The sequence below is a fragment of the Pseudomonas sp. O230 genome (assembly GCF_045447035.1).
In the GTDB taxonomy this organism is placed as follows: domain Bacteria; phylum Pseudomonadota; class Gammaproteobacteria; order Pseudomonadales; family Pseudomonadaceae; genus Aquipseudomonas.
Genome location: NZ_JBJGXN010000002.1, coordinates 451,747 through 464,305 on the forward strand (window position 1 = coordinate 451,747; position 12,559 = coordinate 464,305).

A 12,559-nucleotide genomic window follows, 5' to 3' on the forward strand; every position below is an offset into this window, starting at 1 on the left:
GCCGTTACTGCAAACACCAAATCGCAGGCACAAAAAAGGGCGACCGAAGTCGCCCTTTTTAACGATCAAGCAGAACTTAGTTCTGTTTGGCCATTGCCTGGCGCAGCAGTGCCGCCATGGTGGTGTCAGCAGCAGCTTCACCTTCCGGAGCCGATTTCAGGCTCTGGATGGCTTCTTTCTCTTCAGCATCGTCTTTCGATTTGATCGACAGCTGAATGACGCGGCTCTTACGATCAACGCTGATGATCTTGGCTTCTACTTCCTGGCCTTCTTTCAGAACGTTGCGCGCATCTTCAACGCGGTCACGGCTGATTTCGGAGGCTTTCAGAGTCGCTTCGATATCGTCGGCCAGAACGATGATGGCGCCTTTGGCGTCAACTTCTTTCACAGTACCTTTAACGATTGCGCCTTTGTCGTTAACCGAGACGTACTCGGAGAACGGATCGCTTTCCAGTTGCTTGATACCCAGGGAGATACGCTCGCGCTCTGGGTCAACCGACAGGATAACGGTGTCCAGCTCGTCGCCCTTCTTGAAACGGCGTACGGCTTCTTCGCCCACTTCGTTCCAGGAGATGTCGGACAGGTGAACCAGACCGTCGATGCCGCCGTCCAGACCAATGAAGATACCGAAATCGGTGATCGACTTGATGGTGCCGGAGATTTTATCGCCCTTGTTGAACTGGCCAGAGAAATCTTCCCATGGGTTAGATTTGCACTGTTTGATGCCCAAGGAGATACGACGACGCTCTTCGTCGATGTCCAGAACCATAACTTCCACTTCGTCGCCGACTTGTACGACTTTCGAAGGGTGGATGTTCTTGTTGGTCCAGTCCATTTCGGAAACGTGTACCAGACCTTCAACGCCTTCTTCCAGCTCAGCGAAGCAGCCGTAGTCGGTCAGGTTGGTTACACGAGCGGTAACGCGAGTGCTTTCTGGGTAACGGGCTTTGATAGCAACCCATGGATCTTCGCCCAGTTGCTTCAGGCCCAGGGAAACACGATTGCGTTCGCGATCGTACTTCAGAACCTTGACATCGATCTCGTCGCCAACGTTGACGATTTCGGAAGGATGCTTGATACGTTTCCAAGCCATGTCGGTAATGTGCAGCAGGCCATCGACGCCACCCAGATCGACGAATGCGCCGTAATCGGTGAGGTTCTTGACGATACCTTTGACTTGTTGACCTTCCTGCAGGGATTCCAGCAGAGCTTCACGCTCAGCGGAGTTCTCGGCTTCGAGGACGCTACGACGGGAAACGACAACGTTGTTGCGTTTCTGGTCGAGTTTGATGACCTTGAATTCCAGCTCTTTGCCTTCCAGGTGCGTGGTATCGCGCACAGGACGGACGTCAACCAGAGAACCTGGCAGGAACGCACGGATGCCGTTAACGTCGACAGTGAAGCCGCCTTTAACCTTACCGTTGATAACGCCCTTGACCACTTCTTCGGCTGCGAAGGCTGCTTCCAGAACAATCCAGCATTCAGCGCGCTTGGCTTTTTCACGGGACAGCTTGGTTTCACCAAAGCCATCTTCAACCGAGTCCAGCGCAACGTGAACTTCGTCACCGACATTGATAGTCAGATCACCAGCGTCGTTGTAGAACTGCTCAAGCGGGATGAGTGCTTCAGACTTCAGGCCAGCGTGAACGGTTACCCAGCGAGCTTGGTAATCGATATCAACGATAACACCGGTGATGATGGAGCCTGCCTGAAGGTTCAGGGTTTTTAGGCTTTCTTCAAAGAGTTCCGCAAAGCTTTCGCTCATTTTAATTCCTGTTGAATAAGGGCGAAGGATACGCCCATCTCCACATCCCAGACGACGTGGGTTACGTTCATTTAAAGAAGCGGCGCAGGACTATGACTGGTCCCCTGCACAACTTCTTGGTCACCCGGCGATATCGCGAATGGCGATCTCACTCATGATGCGTTCCAGCACCTGGTCGATGGATAATTCCGTGGAATCCAGCTGTATGGCGTCAGCCGCCGGCTTAAGCGGGGCTACCGCTCGCTGGGTATCACGCTCATCGCGTGCACGTATCTCATCTAGCAGACTCGACAGACTAACACCATCGACTTTGCCCTTCAACTGCAAGTATCGACGGCGCGCACGCTCCTCGGCACTGGCAGTGAGGAAAATCTTCAACGGTGCATCCGGAAAAACCACCGTACCCATGTCGCGACCATCGGCCACCAGCCCCGGCGCTTCCTGGAATGCACGCTGGCGCTGCAGCAGCGCCTCGCGCACTGCGGGCAATGCGGCGACCTGCGAGGCACCGGAGCCGATGCTTTCGGTGCGAATCACATCGCTGACTTCATCGCCCTCGAGAATGATTCGCTGCAGCTGACCGTCGGTCGCCGCGATGAATTGCACATCCAGATGAGCGGCAAGTTTCTTCAGCAACTCTTCATTGGTGAGGTCGACACCGTGATTATGCGCGGCGAAAGCCAGCAACCGATAAAGCGCACCGGAATCCAGCAGGTTCCAGCCCAGCCGCTTGGCCAGGATGCCAGCTACAGTGCCCTTGCCGGAGCCACTTGGCCCATCGATGGTGATGACCGGTGCAATGTTTTTCACGACTGAGCCTCTTGTGCAACACGGATACCGACCTGCGCGCACAACGCCAAAAAGTTCGGGAACGAGGTCGCGACGTTGGCACAGTCATGGATACGAATCGGTGCAGTGGCACGCAGCGATGCCACGCTGAAAGCCATGGCAATCCGGTGATCGCCATGACCATGCACTTCGCCGCCACCGATCAGGCCGCCATCGATGATGATGCCGTCCGGGGTCGGTTCGCATTTGACGCCCAATGCCAGCAAGCCATCGGCCATGACCTGGATCCGGTCCGACTCCTTGACGCGTAATTCTTCTGCGCCACGCAGGATGGTGCGCCCTTCGGCACACGCCGCCGCCACGAACAGCACCGGGAATTCGTCGATGGCCAAGGGAACCAGCGCTTCGGGAATCTCGATACCTTTGAGCTTAGCTGCACGTACGCGCAGGTCCGCTACCGGCTCGCCGCCGACTTCACGCTGGTTCTCCAGGGTGATGTCAGCGCCCATCAGGCGCAGGATGTCGATTACGCCAGTACGGGTCGGGTTGATGCCGACATGCTCGAGCACCAGCTCCGAACCTTCAGCGATCGACGCCGCCACCAGGAAGAACGCCGACGACGAAATATCGCCTGGCACTTCAATGTGGGTCGCGGTCAGCTTGTGGCCGGACTCGACCGACGCCGTAGCGCCATTGACGCTGACCGGGTAACCGAAGCCGCGCAACATGCGCTCGGTGTGGTCGCGCGTCGGTGCAGGTTCGGTGACGGTGGTTTTGCCTTCGGCGTACAGACCGGCCAACAGCAGGCAGGATTTAACCTGGGCGCTGGCCATCGGCATGGTGTAGGTCAGGCCCTTGAGCTTGTTGCCGCCACGGATGGTCATCGGCGGACGACCTTCGGCAGCGGTCTCGATCACGGCGCCCATTTCACGCAGTGGATTGGCCACACGATTCATCGGACGCTTGGACAGCGAGGCGTCACCGGTAAGGGTGCTGTCGAAGTTCTGCGCAGCCAACAGGCCGGACAGCAGACGCATCGAGGTGCCGGAGTTGCCCAGATAGATCGGGCCCGGAGCAGGCTTCAGGCCATGCAGGCCGACGCCGTGGATGGTCACGCGCCCGTGGTGCGGACCTTCGATCACCACGCCCATGTCGCGGAAAGCCTGCAAGGTCGCCAGAGCGTCTTCGCCCTCGAGGAAACCTTCGACTTCGGTGACGCCTTCGGCCAGGGAGCCAAGCATGATCGAACGGTGGGAAATCGATTTGTCGCCCGGTACACGAATCCGCCCGGTCAGGCGGCCACCAGGTTGTCCCAGGAAAATCAGGTCGTTGGAGTTCATAGCGTCCACATAAGCCCGGCGGGCCAGGATTTTACTGAAATGTTCGCGGGCAACCCGGGCGCGCGTGAACACGCCCAACAATTGGTGCCCATCCCCAGCATCGACCGCGTCGCGCAAGGCGTCGAGGTCGCTGCGAAATGTATCGAGTGTGCGCAGGACAGCTTCGCGGTTGGCGAGGAAGATGTCGTGCCACATCACCGGGTCACTTCCCGCGATTCTTGTGAAATCGCGGAAACCGCCGGCAGCGTAACGGAAGATCTCAAGGTTTTCATTGCGCTTGGCCAGTGAATCGACCAAACCGAACGCCAGCAAGTGCGGCAAGTGGCTGGTCGCCGCCAACACTTCGTCGTGACGCTCGACCTGCATGTGCTCGACATCGGCGCCCAGTTCGCGCCACAACCGGTCGACCACGGCCAGTGCCGCCGGATCGGTTTGGTCCAGCGGTGTCAGAATCACTTTGTGGCGACGGAACAGTTCGGCGTTGGAGGCTTCCACCCCGCTCTGCTCGGAACCGGCAATCGGATGGCCCGGCACGAAACGCGCCGGCATACCGCCAAACGCTTCGGTCGCGGCACGCACCACATTGCCTTTAGCGCTGCCGACGTCGGTCAGGATCGCCTGCCCAAGGTCCATGCCAGCCAAGCGGCCGAGCATCTTTTCCATGGCCAGGATCGGCACGGCCAACTGAATCACGTCAGCGCCCTGGCATGCAATGGCCAGGTCTTCTTCGCAGCGATCCACCACGCCCAACTCGACCGCGAGCTTGCGCGACTGTGGATCGAGATCGACGCCGACTACTTCGCGGCACAGGCCGCTTTCACGCAAGCCCTTGGCAAACGAACCGCCGATCAACCCCAGACCGACCACCACCAGGCGACCGATCACAGGCTCAGCAGATTGCAGCGCAGTGACATCAACCACGAGCCAGAACCTTGGTCAGAGCCTCAAGGAAGCGGCTGTTTTCCGCCGGCAGGCCAATGGTGATACGCAGGTGGTTCGGCATGCCGTAGTTGGCCACCGGGCGCACGATCACACCCTCGCGCAGCAAGCCCTGGAAGACCGGCAAAGCCACACGACCGAGGTCGACGCAGATGAAGTTGCCCTTGGAGGTGATCCAGCTCAGCCCCAGTTCGCGGAAACCCGCCTCCAGTTGCTGCATGCCGGCTTCGTTCAGGCGACGGCTTTCAGCCAGGTACTCGGTGTCTTGCAACGCAGCGCACGCAGCGGCCAGGGCCAGGCTGTTGACGTTGAACGGCTGACGCACGCGGTTCAACACATCGGCCACCACGGCGGTGGACAAGCCATAGCCGACCCGCAGTGCCGCCAGGCCGTAAGCCTTGGAGAAGGTGCGCGAGACCAGCAGGTTCGGATACGCCGCGAGGAAGTCCAGACCATCCGGCAAGTCGCTGCCTTCGGCGTATTCGATGTAAGCCTCGTCCAGCACCACCAGCACATGGGCCGGCACATCCTGCAGGAACTCGTCCAGCGCTTCGGCGCCGAACCAGGTCCCGGTCGGGTTGTTCGGGTTGGCAATGAATACCACACGGGTGTCGGCGTCGATCGCGGCCAGCATGGCTGGCAGGTCGTGGCCCCACTCTTTCGCCGGGATCACGCGCGCTTCAGCACCTACGGCCTGGGTCACGATCGGGTAAACCGCAAACGCATGTTCGCTGAATACAGCATTCAGGCCCGGCGCCAGATACGCACGCGCAACCAGTTCCAGAATATCGTTGGAACCGTTGCCCAGCGTCACCTGATTCAGTTCGACGCGGCACTGATCAGCCAGCAGGGTCTTGAGCGCAAAACCGTTGCCGTCCGGATAACGGGTCAGCTCGGCCAATTCTTCGCGAATGGCCGCCAAAGCCTTTGGACTGGCGCCCAACGGGTTTTCGTTGCTCGCCAGTTTGACGATGCTGGCCGGATCGATGTCCAGCTCGCGCGCCAGTTCGTCCACGGGCTTGCCCGGAACGTAAGGCGAAAGTTGTTGCACGCCCGGCTGTGCCAGAGCGAGGAAGTCGCCACTCATTTGCTACCCCTTAGAGAACGGCTTTCGGGTAGGAACCCAGCACTTTGAGTGCCACTGCTTCCTGACTGATTTTTTCCAGCACACCTTTTACCAGCGGATCACGGTGGTGGCCGACGAAGTCGATGAAGAACACATAGGTCCATTTACCGCTGCGCGAAGGACGCGTTTCAATGCGCGTCAGGTCGATGCCGTTGTCGTGAAACGGCACCAGCAACTCATGAAGCGCGCCCGGCTTGTTGCTCATGGAGACGATGATCGAGGTCTTGTCGTCGCCAGTCGGCGGCACTTCCTGGCTGCCGATCATCAGGAATCGCGTGGAGTTGTCCGGGCGATCCTCGATTTTCTCGGCCAGACGGGTCAACCCGTACAAGCCTGCAGCCATGTCGCCGGCAATCGCCGCCGAGTTCCACTCACCCTTGACCCGCTTCGCCGCTTCAGCGTTGCTGGAAACCGCGACGCGCTCGACATTCGGATAGTGTGCGTCGAGCCACTTGCGGCACTGGGCCAGCGACTGGGCGTGGGAATAGATGCGGCTGATGCTGTCGGTCTTGGTGTTTTCACCCACCAATAAGTGGTGGTGAATCCGCAGCTCGACTTCGCCACAGATGACCATGTCGTGCTCGAGGAAGCTGTCGAGGGTGTGGTTGACCGCGCCCTCGGTGGAGTTTTCCACCGGGACCACGCCAAAGTTCACCGCACCGGCCGCCACTTCGCGGAACACTTCATCGATCGCCGCCATCGGCTTGCTGATCACCGCGTGGCCGAAATGCTTCATGGCCGCGGCTTGGGTGAAAGTGCCCTCAGGGCCGAGGTAAGCCACTTTCAGCGGCTGCTCGAGCGCCAGGCACGAAGACATGATTTCGCGGAACAGCCGCGCCATTTCTTCGTTGCCCAGCGGGCCCTGATTGCGCTCCATCACACGCTTGAGCACCTGAGCTTCACGCTCAGGACGATAGAACACCGGCACTTCGCCTTCGGCCAGCGAGGCCATCTTTACTCGCGCAACTTCCTGGGCGCAGCGTGCGCGCTCGCTGATCAGTTCCAGGACTTTGGTGTCCAGGGCATCAATGCGAACGCGCAGTGCCTTGAGTTCTTGCTCAGACATTAGCCGTGTTCCTTCTCGAACTCTGCCATGTACGAAATCAGTGCGTTGACCGCAACGATGTCGACGGCGTTATAGATGGAGGCGCGCATGCCGCCCACGGAACGGTGCCCCTTGAGGTTCAGCAGGCCACGCTCGTCGGCACCGGCCAGGAATGGCTTGTCCAGACGATCGTCAGCCAGACGGAACGGCACGTTCATCCACGAGCGATCAGGCTTGTTGATCGGGTTGCTGTACAGGCCGCTGGCATCGATGAAATCGTACAGCGTGCGCTGTTTGACTTCATTGAGCTTGCCGATGGCTTCAACACCACCCTGCTCTTTCAGCCACTCGAACACCAGGCCGGACAGGTACCAGGCCAATGTTGGCGGGGTGTTGTACATCGAACCGTTATCGGCCGCGACCTTGTAGTTGAGCATCGTCGGGCACAGGGAACGGGCATGCCCCAGCAGGTCTTCGCGAACGATGTTGACGACGATACCGCTCGGGCCAATGTTTTTCTGGGCGCCGGCGTAAATCATGCCAAAGCGCGAAACATCGACCGGACGCGAGAGAATATCCGAGGACATGTCAGCGACCAACGGAACGTCACCGGTTTCCGGGACCCAGTTGAATTCCAGGCCGCCAATGGTTTCATTCGGTGCGTAGTGAACGTAGGCTGCATCTTTCGACAGCTTCCATTCGTTCTGACCGGGAATCGCGAAATAGTCGTAAGGCTTGGCGGTCGCGGCGACATTGACGTGGCCATAACGCGACGCTTCTTCGATGGCTTTCTGCGACCAGATGCCGGTGTCGATATAGTCGGCAGTGCCGCTTTCCGGCAGCAGGTTCAGAGGAATCTGCGCAAATTGCTGGCTGGCGCCACCTTGCAGAAACAGCACTTTATAGTTCGAGGGGATATTCAGCAGATCACGCAGATCCTGCTCGGCCTTGGTGGCGATGGACACGAACTCATCACTGCGATGGCTCATTTCCATGACCGACAGCCCCTTGCCGTGCCAATCAAGGAGTTCACCCTGGGCGCGCTGCAGGACAGCTTCGGGAAGTGCCGCAGGACCGGCACAGAAGTTATAGGCTCTCTTGCTCACATCCAATCTCGCTCTGATTTGGTGGTATCACGCAATAAATCACGATATCAGTCGACACGGAACTCATGTGGGAGCGGGCCTGCTCGCGAAAGCGGTGCAACAGACGACATCTGCGGTGAATGTCAGTCCGTATTCGCGAGCAAGCCCGCTCCCACAAGGGATCTCCATGGGTGTCGATATTTTCATACACGACAAACAACAAGGGGGCGAATTTTCATCCGCCCCCTGTTTGTCCGCTTACTCTTGCGGTTCTTCGTCAGCGGCGGCGTCGAGTTGCTGGTCTTCAACAACGTCGTCGATCACGACTTCACTGTCGAACACTGCACCTTCTTCGCCCTCTTCACCTTCGAGCTCCTCGCCCTCGACTTCCGACGGTTCCTGAACCCGCTCCAGACCGACCAGCGTTTCATCGCTGGCGAGCTTGATGAGGGTCACACCCTGTGTGTTACGACCCAGGCTGGAAACTTCGTCGACGCGCGTACGAACCAATGTGCCCTGGTCGGAAATAAGCATGATTTCCTCGCCGTCGAGCACCTGGACTGCACCGACCAGACGGCCGTTGCGGTCGTTGCTGACCATGGCGATAACGCCCTGACCACCACGCTTGTACTCAGGGAACTCGGTGATCGCTGTACGCTTGCCGAAACCACGCGCCGAAGCGGTGAGGATCTGGCTGCCTTCTTCCGGAATCAGCATGGAAATCAGCTTCTGGCCTTCCGGCAGACGCATGCCACGGACACCACGTGCGGTACGGCCCATGGCGCGAACGTCGGTTTCCTTGAAGCGAGTCACCTTGCCACCGTCGGAGAACAGCATGACTTCGCGGCTGCCATCGGTAATGGAAGCAGAAATCAGCACATCGCCTTCATCCAGTTCCAGCGCGATCAGACCAACGCTGCGTTGGCGGCTGAAGGACTCCAGCGGGGTCTTCTTCACGGTGCCTTTGGCGGTCGCCATGAAGATGAAGTGGCCTTCGGTGTATTCGTCGACCGGCAGCATGGTGGTGATGTATTCATCACTGTCCAGCGGCAGCAGGTTGACCAACGGACGACCACGGGCCGCACGGGACGCTTCCGGAATTTCGTAGGTTTTCAGCCAGTACACTTTGCCCTTGCTGGAGAACAGCAGCAGCGTGGTGTGGCTGTTGGCAACCAGCAGGTGAGCGATGTAGTCCTCATCCTTCACGCCAGTGGCCGATTTGCCTTTACCGCCACGACGCTGAGCCTGGTACGCAGCCAATGGCTGGGTCTTGGCATAGCCACCGTGGGAGATGGTCACGACGCGCTCTTCTTCCGGGATCATGTCACCCAGGGTCAGGTCGAGACGGGCATCGAGAATTTCGGTGCGACGCACATCGCCGTATTCGGCGCGGATCACTTCCAGCTCTTCGCGGATCACTTCCATCAGGCGCGTGGCGCTGTTGAGGATGCGGATCAGCTCGCCGATCTGGTTGAGGATCTCTTGATACTCGGCCAGCAGTTTTTCGTGTTCCAGACCAGTCAGGCGGTGCAGACGCAGTTCCAGAATGGCTTGCGCCTGTTCCGGCGACAGGAAGTACTTGCCTTCGCGCAGACCGTATTGCGGGTCCAGGGTTTCTGGACGGCACGAATCGGCACCGGCACGTTCAACCATCGCGACCACGGCGGAAGATTCCCACGCGGTCTTGATCAGCGCTTCCTTGGCTTCCGACGGCGTCGGCGAAGCCTTGATCAGGGCGATGACCGGGTCAATGTTCGACAGGGCAACCGCTTGACCTTCGAGGATGTGACCCCGTTCACGTGCTTTACGCAGTTCGAACACGGTGCGACGGGTAACCACTTCGCGACGGTGACGCACGAAGGCTTCCAGCAGGTCCTTGAGGTTCAGGATCCGTGGACGGCCGTCGATCAGCGCAACGATGTTGATACCGAACACCGCTTGCAGCTGGGTCTGAGCGTAGAGGTTGTTGAGGATCACCTCAGGCACTTCACCGCGACGCAGCTCGATCACGACGCGCATACCGTCCTTGTCGGACTCGTCGCGCAGTTCGGTGATGCCTTCGAGCTTCTTCTCTTTTACCAGCTCGGCGATCTTCTCGATCAGACGGGCCTTGTTCAGTTGGTAAGGGAGTTCGGTGATGACGATCTGCTGGCGACCACCGACCTTGTCGATGTCTTCGATCATCGAGCGGGCGCGCATGTAAATACGGCCGCGACCGGTGCGGTAGGCTTCGATGATGCCGGCGCGACCGTTGATGATCGCGGCGGTCGGGAAGTCCGGACCGGGGATGTATTGCATCAGCTCATCGATGGTCAACTCAGGGTTGTCGATGAGGGCCAGGCAACCGTCGATGACTTCACCGAGGTTGTGCGGCGGGATGTTGGTCGCCATGCCCACGGCAATACCGCTGGAGCCGTTGACGAGCAGGTTGGGAATACGGGTCGGCATGACCGCCGGGATCATTTCGGTGCCGTCGTAGTTCGGCACCCAGTCCACGGTTTCTTTGTGCAGGTCAGCCAGCAGCTCGTGCGCCAGCTTGGTCATGCGCACTTCGGTGTATCGCATGGCCGCGGCGTTGTCGCCGTCCACCGAACCGAAGTTGCCCTGACCGTCTACCAGCAGGTAGCGCAGCGAGAATGGCTGCGCCATCCGAACGATGGTGTCGTACACCGCGGTATCACCGTGCGGGTGATACTTACCAATCACGTCACCGACAACACGGGCAGATTTCTTGTACGGCTTGTTGAAGTCGTTGCCCAGCTCGCTCATCGCGAACAGCACGCGCCGGTGCACGGGCTTCAAGCCATCGCGCGCATCCGGCAGTGCCCGCCCGACAATTACGCTCATTGCGTAGTCGAGGTAGGACTGCTTCAGCTCGTCTTCGATATTGACCGGGAGGATTTCTTTGGCCAGTTCGCCCATGAGAAGCTCGATTCCTTTTTCTGGTGAAACCTCGTCACATCCATATGGGACGAACGAAGCTCGTCGCTGCAGGCTGAGTGCCATGCACCGACTTACGACAAATCAACGAGTTATGCCATGGATTTGCGCAGTAAAGACAACCCCGTGGGACTGCCTCGGAAAACGCCGGATGTTATCACAAGAGCCGCCACGCACCTATCCCCCAGATGCGCATGGAGTGTAGTTAGTTGACTGGTGGCAGGCTTAACGGAGACGAGAGAGGCTCAGAGGGTTGCCGAATGCAGAATTCAGACTGATTTATTGACTTTGCGGGCCTCATCGCGGGCAAGCCCGCGCCCACAGGGATCCTGGAATGCCCGAAATTTGCGGCACAACACACATTTCTGTGGGAGCGGGCTTGCCCGCGATGGCGATCGATCAGACACCAAACCCTTTAATGCAGACGCTTACGGCACATCAACTGCGCCATCTTCGCCGTGTCCGGACGTTCGACAATGCCTTTTTCGGTAACGATCGCATCGATCAAATCCGCCGGGGTGACGTCGAACACAGGGTTGAACGCATCCACATCCGCCCCGACTCGCTTGCCGCCGACTTCCAGCAACTCGCGGCCGTCACGCTCTTCAATTGGAATGTCATCGCCACTGGCCAGGTTCATGTCGATGGTCGAACTCGGGGCCACCACCATGAAGCGCACGCCGTGGTGCATGGCATTGACCGCCAGTTGATAGGTGCCGATCTTGTTGGCCACGTCGCCATTGGCGGTGATCCGGTCGGCGCCGACGATGACCCAGGTGATGCCTTTGGTCTTCATGATGTGGGCCGCGGCGGAGTCGGCATTGAGCGTCACAGGGATGCCTTCGTTGGCCAGCTCCCATGCGGTCAGTCGCGAACCTTGCAGCCACGGACGGGTTTCGTCGGCATAAACGCGCTCGACCATGCCTTCGATAAAAGCCCCTCGAATCACCCCCAGCGCAGTGCCGAAACCGCCAGTGGCCAGCGCGCCGGTGTTGCAATGGGTCAGGATCGCCTGCGCGTTGCCCTGGTGCTTGCGAATCAGGTCCACACCCAGTTGCGCCATGGTCAGGTTGGCTTCTCGATCACTTTCGTGAATGGCGATAGCCTCCGCTTCCAGCGCCGCCAGAGGGTCGGCATCGCCCTTGAGACGATCAAGGCGGTCACGCATGCGGCTCAGCGCCCAGAACAGATTCACCGCGGTTGGACGGGAATCGGCCAGCAACGCGTAATCCTCTTCCCACGACGCCTGCCAGTCATCGCCCTCGGCAATTCGCGCGCGGGCTGACAGCACCATGGCATACGCGGCACTGATACCAATCGCCGGCGCGCCACGCACCACCATCGAACGAATGGCCTCGGCCACGCCAGCCGCACTGGTGTAGGCGATCCAGGTTTCCTCGAACGGCAAAACACGCTGATCCAGCAGGTACAGGGTGCCATCACGCCAATCGATGGCCTTCACTTTCTCCGCAGCCAACAGTCGATCGCGCATCCCTCACCCCGCACTCATGAACAAAAGCCGCCGATTAT

General features: G+C 59.2%; 8 protein-coding genes. All 8 read right to left on the minus strand.

The genetic code is table 11. The features are described 5' to 3' along the window. Nucleotides 1-76: 76 nt before the first annotated feature. Nucleotides 77-1,765, minus strand: a complete 1,689-nt coding sequence (gene rpsA, locus ACI77H_RS05405) for a 30S ribosomal protein S1 (protein WP_407010775.1) — start codon at nt 1,763-1,765, stop codon at nt 77-79. 120 nt (nt 1,766-1,885) lie between these two features. Then, nucleotides 1,886-2,575: a (d)CMP kinase gene (cmk, locus tag ACI77H_RS05410; protein WP_008031791.1), complete on the minus strand. Its 690-nt coding sequence runs from the start codon at nt 2,573-2,575 to the stop codon at nt 1,886-1,888. Further along, nucleotides 2,572-4,779: a bifunctional prephenate dehydrogenase/3-phosphoshikimate 1-carboxyvinyltransferase gene (locus ACI77H_RS05415; RefSeq protein WP_407011042.1), complete on the minus strand. Its 2,208-nt coding sequence runs from the start codon at nt 4,777-4,779 to the stop codon at nt 2,572-2,574. Before ACI77H_RS05415 ends, cmk begins: the two co-directional genes overlap by 4 nt. A 28-nt stretch (nt 4,780-4,807) precedes the next feature. Beyond that, nucleotides 4,808-5,920 (minus strand): histidinol-phosphate transaminase, encoded by a 1,113-nt coding sequence (gene hisC, locus ACI77H_RS05420; protein WP_407010776.1) that lies wholly within the window; start codon nt 5,918-5,920, stop codon nt 4,808-4,810. Between the two features lie 10 nt (nt 5,921-5,930). Next, nucleotides 5,931-7,025, minus strand: coding sequence for a prephenate dehydratase (gene pheA / locus ACI77H_RS05425; protein WP_029298704.1), 1,095 nt, complete (start codon nt 7,023-7,025; stop codon nt 5,931-5,933). Then, nucleotides 7,025-8,110 (minus strand): 3-phosphoserine/phosphohydroxythreonine transaminase, encoded by a 1,086-nt coding sequence (gene serC, locus ACI77H_RS05430; RefSeq protein WP_407010778.1) that lies wholly within the window; start codon nt 8,108-8,110, stop codon nt 7,025-7,027. The genes pheA and serC overlap by 1 nt, the downstream gene beginning before the upstream one ends. Before the next feature lie 237 nt (nt 8,111-8,347). After that, nucleotides 8,348-11,011 carry a DNA gyrase subunit A gene (gyrA, locus tag ACI77H_RS05435; RefSeq protein ID WP_407010780.1) on the minus strand — a complete coding sequence of 888 codons (2,664 nt, stop codon included), beginning with the start codon at nt 11,009-11,011 and terminating at the stop codon, nt 8,348-8,350. A 433-nt stretch (nt 11,012-11,444) separates the two neighbouring features. Then, complete coding sequence (mtnA, locus tag ACI77H_RS05440) at nt 11,445-12,521, minus strand: S-methyl-5-thioribose-1-phosphate isomerase (protein ID WP_407010781.1); 1,077 nt, start codon at nt 12,519-12,521, stop codon at nt 11,445-11,447. Nucleotides 12,522-12,559: the final 38 nt, after the last annotated feature.

What these genes read in the sequence shown, in the direction of transcription:
- gyrA (WP_407010780.1), bottom strand. Translation starts at nt 11,011, where the DNA reads ATGGGCGAACTGGCCAAAGAAATCCTCCCGGTCAATATCGAAGACGAG.
- mtnA (WP_407010781.1), bottom strand. Translation starts at nt 12,521, where the DNA reads ATGCGCGATCGACTGTTGGCTGCGGAGAAAGTGAAGGCCATCGATTGG.
- pheA (WP_029298704.1), bottom strand. Translation starts at nt 7,025, where the DNA reads ATGTCTGAGCAAGAACTCAAGGCACTGCGCGTTCGCATTGATGCCCTG.
- rpsA (WP_407010775.1), bottom strand. Translation starts at nt 1,765, where the DNA reads ATGAGCGAAAGCTTTGCGGAACTCTTTGAAGAAAGCCTAAAAACCCTG.
- hisC (WP_407010776.1), bottom strand. Translation starts at nt 5,920, where the DNA reads ATGAGTGGCGACTTCCTCGCTCTGGCACAGCCGGGCGTGCAACAACTT.